The following is a 13,926-nucleotide window of genomic DNA, read 5'->3' on the forward strand; positions in this document are numbered from 1 at the left end:
CTCAGTCGAGGCGTAGTTCGTAGAGGTAGAGGCCGCCGGAGGCGGCTACGGCGAGGCCGCGCGAGTCGGGCAGCCAGGCGCAGTCCCTGGCCGCGCCGTCGAACCGCATCAGCGTGACGCACCGCCAGCGCGCCGTCTCCCAGATCCGCACCGAGCCGTCGCCGCCGGCGCTGGCGAGGAACGCCCCGTCGGGGCTGACCGCCGCGCCCCGGACCGTGTGGGTGTGCCCCGTCAGCACCGGGCCCGCCCGCCAGCCGTCGGTCCACCAGACCCTCAGCGTGTGGTCGGCGCCCGCGGAGGCCAGGAAACGGCCGTCCGGCGCGACGGTGAGGCCCAGCACCTCGCCGGTGTGCCCGGTGAGCAGGTCCAGCGGCTCCAGCGTGGCGACGTCCCAGACCCGGATCTCCTGGTCAGCGCCGCCCGCGGCCACCCAGGCGCCGTCCGGGGCGACGACGCAGGTGTGCCCGGCGCCACCGCCACCGGTCGCCGGTTCGGTGTAGTAAGCCTCGATGTCGTAGGGATCTTCGGGGTATGGACCGGTCGGGTACAGGTCGGTGTCGTTCGGGTTCCGGGCCCGTCGGCCCGTGGTGGACGGCTGGCTGGTCGACGGCTGGCTGCCGTACAGGCGCGACGGCTCACCCGGCCGGCGGCTGCCGGCGCCGCCTGGCCCGCTGGCGCCGCGGCCGCCGGCGCTGCCGCCGCCGGCCTTGCGGCCGGCGAACGAGGCGAGCCACTCGCCGCTCTGGGTGTCCCACATCCGCACGGCGCCGTCCGCGCATGCGCCCACCAGCCAGGAACCGTCGGGCGACGCGGCGAAGCCGCGGACCTCGCTCGGTGAGCTAAGGACGGCCCGGACCGTGCCGGTTGCGGGCTCCCACAGCCGCACACCGCCGTCCCGGCCGGGCAGCGCCACCCAGCTGTCGTCGGGGGCAACCGCGCCGCCACGGACGGGGTTGAGCCGCTCCCCCACCAGCGCGGCCCCCTGCTCGGCCGTGGCGACGTCCCACTGGACGGCAGTGGCGTCCTCGGAGACGGAGACGACCCAGCGCCCGTCCGAGCTCGCGACGCAGGCGCGCATCCCCTCATCCCGGCCGCTCGCCGCGACGCCCGGGTCGGCGAGCCCCACATCCCAGATCCGCAGCGCCCCGTGCCGACCGGCGGAGACCAGCCAGCTCCCGTCCGGGGCGATCGCGCAGACCGCCGCCGTCCCGCTCGGACCGACCAGCTGGCGACGCGTGCCGGTCGCCGTGTCCCACAGCCGCACGACGCCGTCGGCCGCGGTCGCGGCCACCGCCGCGCCGTCCGCGGTGACCGCGCAGCCGCGCGCCGCGGCGCCCACGTCGTAGCGCGCGACGGCCATGCGGGCCGCCGGGTCCCACCGCCGGACCGTGCCGTCCTCCCCGGCGGAGACCAGCCAGGCCGGCCCGTGGCAGCCAGCGAGCCGGCGCACCGGACCGCGGTGCCCGCGCAGCTCACCGACCGGGGCGCCGCCCTGGCGGGTGTCGAACAGCCGGATCACCCCGTCCTCGCACGCCGCCGCGAGCAGCGAGCCGTCGGGCGAGATCGCGCAGTCGCGGAGCCGGCGGCCTGGTGTCACCACGATCATCGGGCCGGGCAGGCCGCTGCGGGCGCGCCAGCAGCGGACGATGCCGTCGTCGCCACAGGTCGCGAACCAGGCGCCGGACGGCGCGACCGCGGCGCCGCGCACCTCCCCGGAATGGCCGCGCAGCTCGAACCGGGCCGGGCCGCCGCGGGCGTCCCAGACCCGGACCACCCGGTCCGCGCCGCCCGACACGAGGAAGCCGCCGTCCAGCGCGATCACGCAGGTGTGCACGGCGCCCGTGTGGCCGGTCAGCACCGCGCGGGCGGCGGATGCGTCCGCGTCCCAGATCTGAACGGTGCCGTCGTCGCCGGCGCAGGCCAGCCAGTCGCCCGACGGGGCCACCGCGCAGGCGTTGACCGACGGGCGATGGGCCTGGAGCACCCGGACGAGCCCGGGGTGCGGCTGGTCGGGCAGGCTCCAGCGGTTGACCAGCCGCGGCCCGCGCACGGTGGCGGCGAACTGGGCGCGGGCGCCGGCCAGCGCCGGGATGCCGTCGAGCCGGCTCGCCAGCACCGCGCTCAGGGCGTCCGGCGGGTCGGTGGGGCCGAACAGGTGGGCGGTCTGGCGCAGCACACGACGCAACGCCCTGGGCGCCGGATCCGCCGGGTCCAGCTCGGTGGCGAGCGCCAGGTCCGCGTCGACGGCGACCAGGCCGAGGCTGGGCCGGGCGAGTTTGGCGACGGTCCAGCGCAGGTCGCGCACCAGCGCGAGCGCCTCGTCGGCCCGGCCGGCGCCGCCGAGGTGCGCGACCAGGTTCGTCCACACGTAGCCGGCTCGGCTCGGCAGCTCCCACCAGGCCACGGGCGCAGGGCTTCCCGCCGGATCGGCGCCAGGGTCCGCGAAGCCCGCGCCGGGGCGCTCGGTGCCACCAGCGACGTCGCCGCCGTAGTTGTCGGTGTCCCCGAGGTCGTAGCCGTAGCCCCCGGTGTCCTCGGCGCCCGGAAGGCCGGCCGCGGGTGGCCGGCCCGGCACGAGCAGTCGGGCCCGCAGCGCGTCGCACAGCACCCCGTGCAGCTCACGCAGCCGCCGCGGGCCGACGCGGACACGCAGGTAGGAGCGCAGCACATCCTGCATCAGCAACGCCGGCGGGTACCGGCGGTAGGCGAGCACCAGCGACAGGTCGAGGAGCTCCTGGCACAGGTCGTCGACCTCGTCGAGGGTGAGCTCCCCGGTGGCGCCCCAGTAGGCGTCGAGCACATAGCGGGGGATCTCGACGTCCTCGGGGAAGACGGCGAGTTCCAGGTACCGGTCCAGCTCGTCGCCGGTGAGCAGGCCGACACTCGCCGACAGGGTGGCGCCGACGGCCTGGTTGCGGTCCTCGAGCCGGGTGACGTCGAACGCCGTCGGGCCGCGGCGGGCCAGCCGGGCGAGCACCCGGTCGGCGGCACGCGGTGGCGGCACGCCGTCGCGCACCAGCCGGACGAGTGCCCGGTTGACCAGCCGCAGCAGCACCGGCCAACGCCCGGTCGCGTCCAGCAGCCGCCGCGCCCGGTCGGCCGGCAGCACCTGGCCCAGCGCGAGCCCAACCTCCCGGATCGGCTTCCCGACCTCCCCGATCGGCTTCCGGACCTCCCAGATTGGCTCCGCAGGCTCCGCCAATCCGGCAGGAACCCCGAATCGGGCAGGAACCCCGGATCCGGCAGGAACCCCGGCTTCGGCGGTCTCGGTCGCGCCGCTGGCATCGGTCCGGCCGGTGGCATCGGTCCCGCGGGTGGCGCCGCCGCCGGTGCCAGTCCCCCAGATGGGCGCCTCCCCCTGCCCCGGGCTGAGGTCGAGGGTGAGGAGGCGGGCGGCCTCCGCGTCGGACATCGCCAGCACCTCGACCGTGTCGGCGGCGGCGAGGTCCGAACGCAGATCCCGCATCCGGGTGGTGACCAGCCGAACGCAGCCCGGGCCGCCCTGCAGGAACGGCGCGAGCTGTGCCCGCGTCCATACGTCGTCGACGACGAGCAGCCGCCGAGGCGTGCCGAGCAGCTCGCCGAGGCGGAACCCGGCCTGTTCGGGGTCCGCGAGCGCCGGCCGGGCGCCGGACAGGGCCTCGCTCAGGTCGTTGATCTTGTCCGCGAGGTTCGCGCCGGTCACCGACTCGCCGACGGTCACCCACAGCACCCCGCCGGGGAACGCGCCGGCGATCTCCGGGCGCCGGCACACCTCCGCGGCGAGCGTGGTCTTGCCGAAGCCGCCCACTCCGCGCAGCACCACCGTCCGTGGCGGGACCGCGCCCTGGGACCGCTCCCCCGGCGCCGCGCCGCCGGGGACGACCGGAAAGGCGCCCGTCCCACCGTCGCCGACCGCCGACGGCACAGCCGGCAGTCGCGACGCCGAGGTCCCGGCCGTCTGGGCGATCTGCCGGTGGACCAGCGAAGGCGGCAGGGCGGGCAAGGTGATCTCGTCAACGGTGTCCGCGTCCGCGTCTAGGTCCGCGTCCACGTCGACGTCCGGTGCCGCCGCGCCAGCGGGCGGCGTGGCGGCGCGGGTGACGCCGGTGGCGTGGGCCAGCAGCCGGGTGAGAACGGCCTCGGTGAGCTCCGGACGGGCGACGACCTTGCCGTGCGGCGACGGCACCATCCACGGCCGGCGCGGCCCGGTGCCCACCGGCGCCGCGTCCGGGCTGACCGTGCCGACCCCGACGATGACCACGGCGGGGCCAGGCATCAGGGTGTGGCCGTTCGCAGGGCCGGCGGATGCCTCCTCCAGCTCGCGGCGCTCGCGCTCACGCAGCTTGACCAGGGCATCGAGGACGGCCGTCTCGAGGTCGGCCGGCGCCCGGAAGCTCGTGGTGATGAGGCCGGCGTCGTTCAGCCGCTCACGGAAGCGGCGCTGGCGGCCGCCGTGGACGATGTCCGAGAACTCCTGGAACGGGACGAGCGCATCCTCAGCGAGCAGGAACACCAGCCGTGGGATGCCGGCCTCAGTGGCCGCCTCGAACTCGACCTCGGTGTAGGACAGGTCCGGCCGCTCGCGCACCGGCGAGCCGTAGCGGAAGCCGATCAGGCCGACGTAGACGTCGCTCGCGCGGACCTGCTGGGCGCAGAAGTCGGCCGGCGGGTCGTCGCGGGCACCGAAGTACGCCATGTCGACGGCGAGGTCGCCCGCCCGCGCCACGGCACGCTCCGCCGCGGCGACGAACGACAGGTCGCGCGGGTAGGCCCGGAGCTCGGACGTGTGGCTGAGGAACACCCGCCGCCGGTCGCCCGCCCCCCACCTCCGCGGGGCGATTCCCCGCCGATCCGGAACCAGCGACACATCTGGAAACTACCGCCTTCGCCCCACCCTGATCGCCATCCTTGCTCGCCGGTTGTGTCGCTCGCCCGATTCATGCTGTTCGCGCCATCTGGTCTCACCGTCCGCCCACATGCGACCTACCCGATCCGGCCCGATTCGGCGGGTTCGTCCACGGTGATCATGCGATGTTCCCGGGCCGTGAGGTCCACCCCCGTTCGTGCCCCTACATCGCCCCGGCTGAGGTGAGCCCACCGGATCGGCGCCCCCCACCGGCCCGCACTGGCCGACGTCGGCCCGGGTCGGCCCGAACCCCCGCCGACGTAGGGCCGGTGACCGTCGTCGACCTCGGCCGACGAGCCACTCACGGGGGCGCGCGGCCCGGGGCACGGACAATCAGGTAGTAAGGACCTCGTGGAGAACCCGCTGACCGCCGCGACCGGGGCGTCCTCGGCCGGAGAGCCGACGGCTGGGGTGTCGCCCGCGGCCACGGCCAGCTGGGCGGGCGTCTCGGCCAACATCGGCGAGGTGCCCGAGCCGGACGCGGCGGCGGCCGCCGTCGAGCAGGCCGCCGCGCACCGCCGGGCGCGCGCGCTCGACCTGCCGCGGGGCTCGCTCGGCAAGCTCTCCGAGGTGGCCGCCTGGCTCGCCGCGGTCCAGGGCACGTCGCCGCCGCGGCCGATCACGCGGGCCCGCGCCATCCTCCTGGCCGCCGACCACGGCATCGCCGAGGCAGGCCTGTATCCCTGGCCGGCCGGCGCCACCGCCCGCCGGCTGGCCGCCGTCGCCGCCGGCGCCTCGCCGCTCGCCGTCCTCGCCCGCCGCGCCGGCGTCGGCCTGCGCCTCGTCGACATCGCCCTCGGCGTGACGGCCGACGGCGGCGCGGGAACCGGGCTGCCGGACGACGAGGGCTACCGGGTACGGGCTGGCAACGGGCGGATCGACCAGGACGACGCGCTGACCGTCGCCGAGGCCGAACGGGCTTTCGCGACCGGCCGGCGGCTCGCGGACGAGGAGATCGACGCGGGCGCGGACCTGCTGATCCCGGGCGCGCTGGGCGTGGGGGCCGACACCGCCGCAGCGGTCGTCGTCGCGGCGCTGCGCGACCACGAGCCGATCGACGTCGTGGACCGCGGCGACGGCGTCGACGACGCGCGCTGGATGCTGCGCACCGCGGCGATCCGGGACGCGCTTCGCCGCACCCGCCCGTTCGCCCCCGACGCCCGCTCGGTGCTGCGGGTCGCCGGCGGCGCGGACCTCGCGGCCATCGCCGGCGTGCTCGTCCAGGCCGCCGTCCGGCGCACCCCGGTCATCGTCGACGGCCCCGCGGCCTGCGCCGCGGCGCTCGCCGCCGAGCGGCTGGCGCCGGGCTCGCGCGCCTGGTGGCTGGTGGGCAGCGACTGTCCCGACCCGGCGGCACGCCACGCGGCCGAGGCGCTCAGCCTGTCCCCGCTGGTCGACCTGAAGATCCGCGTCGACGACGGAACCGGCGCGTTCGCCGCGGCCGCGCTGGTGGCGGCCGCGGTGGAGACCGCCGCCGACCTCGACGCCGCCGCGGCGGAGGCCGGGGCGGCGGCGGGCGAAGCCGAGGCCGACGTCGACGCGGCGGACATCACCTGATGGTTCGTCCATGAGCCTTCGCACCATGCTCGCCGTGCTCACCGCCGCGCCGGTGCGCCCGACCGAGCCGGTGAGCCGGACCGCGGCGAGCCGGCTGACGACGCTCGCCCCGCTGGGCGGCCTGCTGCTCGGCCTGGTCACGGCCGTGGTCGTCGTCACCATCCGGGTGTGGGCGGAGCTGCCCGGCGGCGAGCCCCAGTCGCTGCTGCCGGCCGCCGGCGGCCTGGCGCTGCTCGCTCTGGCGACCGGGGCACGTCACCTGACCGGCCTCGCCGCGGTCGCGGACGCTCTCGCCGGTGACCGGGCCAGGCGGGATGCGCCGGTCTGGGACGCGCCGGCGGACAGCCCCGGCGGCGCGCTGACCGGGGTCGGCGCGGTCACGGTGCTGTTCACCGTGCTGATCCAGGTCTTCGCGCTGAGCACGGCGATCCTCGCCCATCGCGGCACGGTCAGCATCCTCGTCGCCTGTCTGGCCAGCCGGCTGGCCGTCACCCTGGCCGGCGCCCGCCTCTCGCGGGAACCCGAGGCAGGCGAGGTGCCCGCCACCCGTCTCTCCGCCCGGGCCGCCGTCCCGGCGGCCAGCACGGTCGCCGGCGCGGCCGTGTCCAGGCGGCGGATCGTGGTGGGCCAGGTCTCGACGTCCGGCGCGGCGCTCGCGACGGTGCTGTCGTTCGTGCTGGCCACGATCGCCGGCCGCCTCGACTACGACGGGGGCGACCCCAGCCGAGCCCTGCGCGCCGTCGTCGCCCTCGCGCTCGCCACCGCCGCCGGCCTGCTGCTGCGCCGGTTCCTGGCCCGCCGTCTCGGCGGCACCCCCGCACCGGTCCTCTGCGCCATCGTCGAGCTGACCGTCACGGTCGCCCTCATCACGATGGCCTTCACGATCCCCGGCCGCATCCAGGACGCCATCGGCGGCTGATCCTCCCGCCCAGGCGTCCGGCCTGGACGGGGGATCGGAGGCGTGCTCGGATCAGCTGGCTGAGGCGCGGTCCTCAGCGAGCTGGATGAGGGTGCGGGTGATGGCGCCGGTGGCGGCCTTGGGGGTGTGGCCGTAGGGCTCGCCGCCGTTCCAGGACGGGCCGGCGATGTCCAGGTGAGCCCAGGGGATGTCGGCGGGCGCGAAGGCGGCCAGGAAGTGGGCGGCGACAAGCATGCCGCCGTCGCGGCTGCCGTTGGTCGGCACGTTGGCGATGTCGGCGACCGTCGAGTCCAGGCCCTTGCGCAGCTCCGGCGGCATCGGCATCGGCCAGACGGCCTCGCCGGTGGCCTTCGCCGCGGCGGCGACCGCGTCGACGGCGCCGTCCCGGCCGAGCAGGCCGGTGGTGCGCTGGCCGAGCGCGACGATCTGCGCGCCGGTGAGCGTCGCGACGTCGACGATCATCGCCGGCTTCTCCTCGCCCGCCCGCACCAGCGCGTCACCGAGCACCAGCCGGCCCTCGGCGTCGGTGTTGAGCACCTCGACCCGGGTGCCACCGCGCAGCGTGAGCACGTCCGACGGCCGGATCGCCGTCCCGCTCGGCATGTTCTCCGCGCAGGCGAGCCAGCCGACCACCCGGGCCGGCAGCCGCAGCCGCGCGGCCGCGACGAGGGCCGCCAGCACGGACGCGGAGCCCGCCATGTCGGTCTTCATCCACTCCATCGACGTTGGCGGCTTGAGCGAGAGGCCGCCCGAGTCGAACGTGATGCCCTTGCCGACGAGCGCCAGCGCCACCGGCGCCGGCTCGGCGCCGTCGGCGGCGCCCGCGCCCGGCCACTCCAGGCGCACCAGCCGGGGCGGGTTGGTGGAGCCCTGCCCGACGCCGAGCAGGCCGCCGTACCCGCCGTCCGCGAGCTCCTTCTCGTCCAGGACCTCGACGAGCAGGCCGGCCGCGGCCGCCTCCTGCTCGGCGATCTCCGCGAGCCGCGCCGGGGGCAGGTGCCCGGGCGGGGTGTTCACCAGGTCACGCACCAGCCGGACCGCGTCGGTCACGGTCACCGCGTGCTCGACCGCGGTGGCGGCCATCTCCGCGTCCGCCTCGTCGACGAGCACGACGACCTCCTCGGCCGGGGCCGGGCGGCCCTTCGCCGACGTCGTCCGGAACACGTCGAAGCTGTACGCGCCGAGCAGCGCGCCCTCGGCGACCGACCGCACCGACTCGGGGGTGGCCGCGCCGCCCGCGAGCGCGAGCGTGGTCGCGACCTTGGCGGTGCCGGCGAGCGCCCGCGTCGCCGCCCCCGCGGCGCGCCGCAGCGCCTCGTGCTCGAGCTCCCCCGCCCCGCCGGCCGGCAGCGGCCCGACCCCGACGGCGACGACGCTGCCCGCCTGGATCGCGCCGAGCGTCGCGAACCGGACCACGTCGCCGGCCCGGCCGGTCGCGCCGACGTCGGCGAGCACCTTGGCCAGCCGGCCGCCGAGCGCCGCGTCAAGCTCGGTCGAGCCGCCGAGCGGTATCGGGCCGTCATCGCCGGCGGCGGTACCGATCACCACCGCGTCCACGTCCAGGGTCTTGAGGGCTGCGGCTGCGGCGGCGGCGGAGGTCATGCCCAAAGCCTAATGCTTCCAAGCGGAAGTGCCTGCTCGCGCCCGACCAGGTGGAAGCGGTCTACGCTGCGGTGACATGGCCGAGACCTCCGCGACCTCCGAGACCACCGAGACCACCGAGACCACCGGCGGCGCCCCGCTGCTGCGCACGCCGCTGTTCGAGCGGCACGTTGAGGCCGGTGCCAAGCTCGCCTCGTTCGGTGGCTGGGAGATGCCGATCGAGTACACCGGCGGCGGGGTGCTCGCCGAGCACAAGGCCGTCCGCGAGGCAGTCGGCGTCTTCGACGTGAGCCACCTCGGCAAGGCCAGGGTGGCCGGCCCCGGCGCCGCCGCCTTCGTCAACGCCGCCCTCACCAACGACCTCGGCCGCATCAGCCCAGGGCGAGCGCAGTACACGCTGTGCTGCGACGAGTCCGGCGGCGTCGTCGACGACCTGATCGCCTACCTCTACGGTGACGAGGACGTCTTCCTGGTGCCGAACGCGGCGAACACCGCGGAGGTGGTGCGCCGGCTCGCCGCCGCCGCGCCGCCCGGGCTCACGGTCACCAATCTGCACGACGCCTATGGCGTGCTCGCCGTGCAGGGCCCGCGCGCGCCCGAGGTGCTCGTGGCGCTTGGCCTGCCGGCCGAGGGCGACTACATGTCGTTCCGCGACGCCGAGTGGAAGGGCCGGCCGGTCGTCGTCTGCCGCTCCGGCTACACCGGCGAGCGCGGCTACGAGCTGCTGCCCCACTGGGGCGACGCGGTCGAGCTGTGGGACGCGCTGCTCGCCGTCGCCTCGGGTCTCGGCGGGCGGGCCTGCGGCCTGGGCGCGCGGGACACGCTGCGCACCGAGATGGGCTATCCGCTGCACGGTCAGGACCTGTCGCTGTCGATCAGCCCGGTGCGGGCGCGGGCCGGCTGGGCGGTCGGCTGGGGCAAGGAGGCGTTCTGGGGCCGGGAGGCGCTGCTCGCCGAGCGGGCCGCCGGGGCGACGCGGCTGCTGTGGGGCCTGAAGGCCACCGACCGCGGGATCCCCCGGCCGCACATGCACGTCCTCGACGCGGCCGGTACCGATGTGGGCGAGGTCACCAGCGGCACGTTCTCGCCGACCCTGCGGGTCGGCATCGGCCTCGCGCTGCTCGACCGCTCTGTGAGCGAGGGCGACGAGGTCGGCGTGGACGTCCGCGGACGGCGGTCGACGATGACGGTGGTGCGCCCGCCGTTCGTCCCGTCGTCGCCCAAGTAGCGGCCGCGCCGCGGTCGTCGATCCTCGACGGCCGACCTGCGAGGTTGGTCACACTGGCCGGCAGCCATCGACGAAGCCTGGTCGCAATCCCGGCTTCGAACCGGACCGGAATCGATGCCCAGCGCACGGCAAGTTCCCGACCCGTAACCAGCCCAGCCCCGGACATACACGCCAACCCCGGAACCACAGAGGGAGGGCGCCCCGCGCCCGACAGACATCCCATGGGCTCGGATGTCCAGCCACAGCAAGTGACGGCGCATTGGCGCAATGCCTACCCAGCCACCGCGTCAGCCCGGTCCCAGCTCTACCACCGCCATCTGCCAGGGCCCGGTACCACGCGGGGAGGGCGCTCAGCGCCCGACACGGGGCGAGCGCGCCCAGCGTCTCGCCCCGACAGGCGGGTCGGCGATGGATGCGCAAGCATCCTTATCGCCGACCGCCACAACCTGCCCGACGGGTGGCCATGCCGTGAAAGACTGGGCAGCCGGGACCATCGGCGGTCCCGCAGGGGTGGCAGGGCACGCGGATCAACATGATCGCGGCCCGCGCGGCCCTGCTGGCTACGAGTAACGAGAAGGGGCCCTTGGCGTGGCAGAATCTGCGGCCGGTCCCGTCGACCTTGTCATCCTCGGTGGCGGCAGCGGCGGATACGCCGCCGCGCTGCGCGCCGCCGAGCTCGGACTGAGCGTTGTCCTGGTCGAGAAGGACAAGCTTGGCGGCACGTGCCTCCACCGCGGGTGCATCCCGACGAAGGCGCTGCTGCACTCGGCGGAGATCGTGGACAACATCCACGAGAGCGAGACCTTCGGCGTCCTGTCGACCTTCAACGGGGTCGACATGGCCAAGGTCAACGCGTATAAGGAGTCGGTCGTCGGCGGCCTGTTCAAGGGCCTGACGGGGCTCATCAAGGCGCGCGGCATCGAGGTCGTCACGGGCGAGGGCCGGCTGGTCTCCCCGACCGCGGTCGCCGTCGGCGGCCGGGTCGTCGAGGGCCGGCACGTGATCCTGGCCACGGGTTCCTACTCGCGCTCCCTTCCCGGCCTGGAGATCGACCACGAGAAGGTCATCACCAGCGAGGACGCGCTGGAGCTGGACCGGGTGCCCGGTTCGGTCGTCGTGCTCGGCGGCGGCGTCATCGGCTGCGAGTTCGCGTCGGTGTGGCGCTCCTACGGCGCCGACGTCACGATCGTCGAGGCCCTGCCGCACCTGGTGCCGCTGGAGGACGAGTCCAGCTCGAAGCTGCTGGAGCGCGGCTTCCGTCGCCGTGGCATCAAGTTCAAGCTGAAGACCCGTTTCTCCGGGGTGAAGACCACCGACCACGGCGTCACGGTCTCGCTCGAGGACGGCTCGACGCTGGACGCCGAGCTGCTGCTCGTCGCGGTCGGCCGCGGCCCGGTCTCCGAGGGCCTCGGCTACGACGAGGTCGGCGTCGCGATCGAGCGTGGCTTCGTGCTCGTCGACCGCGACCTGCGGACCAACATCCCGACGATCTCGGCGATCGGCGACCTGCGGCCGGGCCTGCAGCTCGCGCACGTCGGCTTCGCCGAGGGCATCTTCGTAGCCGAGCAGCTCGCCGGGCTGAACCCAGTGCCGATCGACTACGACAACGTCCCCCGGGTCACGTACTCCTCCCCGGAGGTGGCCTCGGTCGGCGTGACGCTCGCGGTCGCGCGGGAGCGGTTCGGCGCGGACGCGGTCACCTCGGTGACCTACAACCTCGCGGGCAACGGGAAGTCCCAGATTCTGAAGACTTCCGGCGCGGTCACGGTCATCGCCGTCAAGGGCGGGCCGGTGGTCGGCGTGCACATGGTCGGTGACCGGGTTGGCGAGCTGATCGCCGAAGCGCAGCTGATCACGAACTGGGAGGCGTACCCGGCGGACGTCGCCCAGCTGATCCACCCACACCCGACCATGTCGGAGGCACTCGGCGAGGCCCACCTCGCCCTGGCCGGCAAGCCGCTGCACCTGCACGACTGACGGCTGGCGCCGGGTGCATCCCCGCTCACGCGAGACCCCGGCGACCCGCCGCACCGCAACCCGCCAGGCACGGCACCTGGCCTCGGCCAGGTGCCGGCACGCGTCCCGCTAGGCGTATCGCCGCCCCGTGGACGCCCGCCCGGCGTCGCGGCATCATGCCGCCCGTCTGCCCGCCTGCCACCGCACGCTCGGTCCGGCGGCAGGCGAGCGGGGCGATGTCGAGACGCCGGCCGGGCGGCGCGGTGGCGGGGCGCCCCACGGGCACCATGAAGGAGTCCCGCAGCAATGTCTGTATCCGTCACGATGCCCCGCCTGGGCGAGAGCGTGTCCGAGGGCACGGTCACCCGGTGGCTCAAGCAGGAGGGTGAGCGCGTCGAGGCCGACGAGCCCCTCCTCGAGGTCAGCACTGACAAGGTCGACACCGAGATCCCGGCGCCGGCCTCCGGCGTGCTCGCCTCGATCAAGGTCGCCGAGGACGAGACCGTCGAGGTCGGCGTCGAGCTCGCGGTGATCGAGGACGGCGCCGGCGGGGCCGCGGCCCCGGCCGCGGCCGCCGCGCCCGAGCCCGCTCCGGCTCCCCCGCCCCCGCCCCCGCCCCCGCCGGCACCGACGCCCCCGCCGGCACCAGCTCCTGTCGCCGCTACCCCGCCGCCGGCCCCGGCCGCGCCGACGCCCCCGCCGGTTCCCTCCCCGGTCGCCGTCGCCCCGGCTCCGTCCGCCAACGGCGAGGCGCGCTACGTCACCCCGCTGGTGCGCAAGATGGCCGGCGAGCTGGGCGTCGACCTGGGGTCGGTCACCGGCTCAGGCCCCGGCGGCCGCATCAGCAAGCAGGACATCCTGGACGCCGCCCGCTCGGCGGCACCCGCGCCGGCCGAAGCACCCGCGCCGGCTCCCACTGCCGCCCCGGCCCCGGCTGCCCCGGCTCCGACCGCCGCCGCCGTGCCCGCTCCCGCGCCCACCCGCCCGGCCGCCCCCCCCGCCCCGGTGCCGGCGCTGCGGGGCAAGACCGAGAAACTGTCCCGGCTGCGCTCGGTCATCGCCCGCCGCATGGTGGAGTCGCTGCAGGTCAGCGCCCAGTTGACCACGATCGTCGAAGCCGACGTCACGAAGATCGCCCGGCTGCGGGCGCAGGCGAAGGACGCGTTCGTGGCCCGCGAGGGTGTGAAGCTGTCGTTCCTGCCGTTCTTCGCGGTGGCCGCCTGTGAGGCGCTGCGCGAGCACCCGGTGCTCAACTCCAGCGTCGACACCGAGGCCGGCACGATCACCTACTACGACGTCGAGCACCTGGGCATCGCGGTGGACAGCGATCGCGGCCTCCTCGTGCCCGTGATCCACAGTGCCGGCGACCTGAACCTCGCCGGCATGGCCCGCAAGATCGACGACCTGGCGAAGCGGACCCGGGCGAACCAGGTCTCGCCCGACGAGCTGGGCGGCGGCACCTTCACGCTGACCAACACCGGCAGCCGGGGCGCGCTGATCGACACGCCGATCATCAACCAGCCGCAGGTCGGCATCCTCGGCACCGGCGCCGTCGTCAAGCGCCCGGCCGTCATCGAGGACCCGAACCTCGGCGAGGTGATCGCCGTTCGCTCGACGGTCTACCTGTCGCTGACCTACGACCACCGGGTCGTCGACGGCGCCGACGCGGCCCGCTTCCTCAACACGATCAAGACCCGCCTGGAAGAGGGCGCCTTCGAGGCCGAGCTCGGCCTCTAGCACCGGGTAAGAGGGCGGCCCGCGCACCACGCGGGCCGC

General features: G+C 75.6%; 7 protein-coding genes. 5 read left to right on the top strand and 2 right to left on the bottom strand.

Features of this window, described 5'->3' with window-relative positions; translation table 11 throughout:
* Position 1: 1 nt before the first annotated feature.
* Positions 2-4,783: a DUF4062 domain-containing protein gene (locus QOZ89_RS42080; protein ID WP_312629769.1), complete on the bottom strand. Its 4,782-nt coding sequence runs from the start codon at positions 4,781-4,783 to the stop codon at positions 2-4.
* Positions 4,784-5,239: 456 nt separating this feature from the next.
* Between QOZ89_RS42080 and QOZ89_RS42085 the strand changes: the two genes are divergently transcribed.
* Both QOZ89_RS42085 and QOZ89_RS42090 read left to right on the top strand, forming a co-directional pair.
* Positions 5,240-6,445: a nicotinate-nucleotide--dimethylbenzimidazole phosphoribosyltransferase gene (locus QOZ89_RS42085; protein WP_083418662.1), complete on the top strand. Its 1,206-nt coding sequence runs from the start codon at positions 5,240-5,242 to the stop codon at positions 6,443-6,445.
* A 10-nt stretch (positions 6,446-6,455) separates the two neighbouring features.
* On the top strand, positions 6,456-7,364 hold the full coding sequence (locus QOZ89_RS42090) for an adenosylcobinamide-GDP ribazoletransferase (protein ID WP_071048979.1): 909 nt from the start codon (positions 6,456-6,458) through the stop codon (positions 7,362-7,364).
* A gap of 51 nt (positions 7,365-7,415) precedes the next feature.
* Here QOZ89_RS42090 and QOZ89_RS42095 read toward each other — a convergent pair whose 3' ends face one another.
* Positions 7,416-8,966, bottom strand: coding sequence for a leucyl aminopeptidase (locus tag QOZ89_RS42095; RefSeq protein ID WP_071048978.1), 1,551 nt, complete (start codon positions 8,964-8,966; stop codon positions 7,416-7,418).
* 76 nt (positions 8,967-9,042) lie between these two features.
* Between QOZ89_RS42095 and gcvT the strand changes: the two genes are divergently transcribed.
* The 3 genes from gcvT (at position 9,043) to sucB (ending at position 13,887) form a co-directional block, all read left to right on the top strand.
* Positions 9,043-10,194: a glycine cleavage system aminomethyltransferase GcvT gene (gene gcvT / locus QOZ89_RS42100; protein ID WP_312629778.1), complete on the top strand. Its 1,152-nt coding sequence runs from the start codon at positions 9,043-9,045 to the stop codon at positions 10,192-10,194.
* 588 nt (positions 10,195-10,782) lie between these two features.
* Positions 10,783-12,171 carry a dihydrolipoyl dehydrogenase gene (gene lpdA / locus QOZ89_RS42105; protein ID WP_312629780.1) on the top strand — a complete coding sequence of 463 codons (1,389 nt, stop codon included), beginning with the start codon at positions 10,783-10,785 and terminating at the stop codon, positions 12,169-12,171.
* A 285-nt stretch (positions 12,172-12,456) separates the two neighbouring features.
* Positions 12,457-13,887, top strand: coding sequence for a 2-oxoglutarate dehydrogenase, E2 component, dihydrolipoamide succinyltransferase (gene sucB, locus QOZ89_RS42110; RefSeq protein WP_312629782.1), 1,431 nt, complete (start codon positions 12,457-12,459; stop codon positions 13,885-13,887).
* Positions 13,888-13,926: the final 39 nt, after the last annotated feature.

The sequence above is a fragment of the Pseudofrankia coriaricola genome (assembly GCF_032027725.1).
Classification (GTDB): Bacteria; Actinomycetota; Actinomycetes; order Frankiales; family Frankiaceae; genus Pseudofrankia.

Coding starts and splice junctions, on each gene's coding strand:
- gcvT (WP_312629778.1), top strand. CDS start 9,043: ATGGCCGAGACCTCCGCGACCTCCGAGACCACCGAGACCACCGAGACC.
- sucB (WP_312629782.1), top strand. CDS start 12,457: ATGTCTGTATCCGTCACGATGCCCCGCCTGGGCGAGAGCGTGTCCGAG.
- QOZ89_RS42095 (WP_071048978.1), bottom strand. CDS start 8,966: ATGACCTCCGCCGCCGCCGCAGCCGCAGCCCTCAAGACCCTGGACGTG.
- QOZ89_RS42090 (WP_071048979.1), top strand. CDS start 6,456: ATGAGCCTTCGCACCATGCTCGCCGTGCTCACCGCCGCGCCGGTGCGC.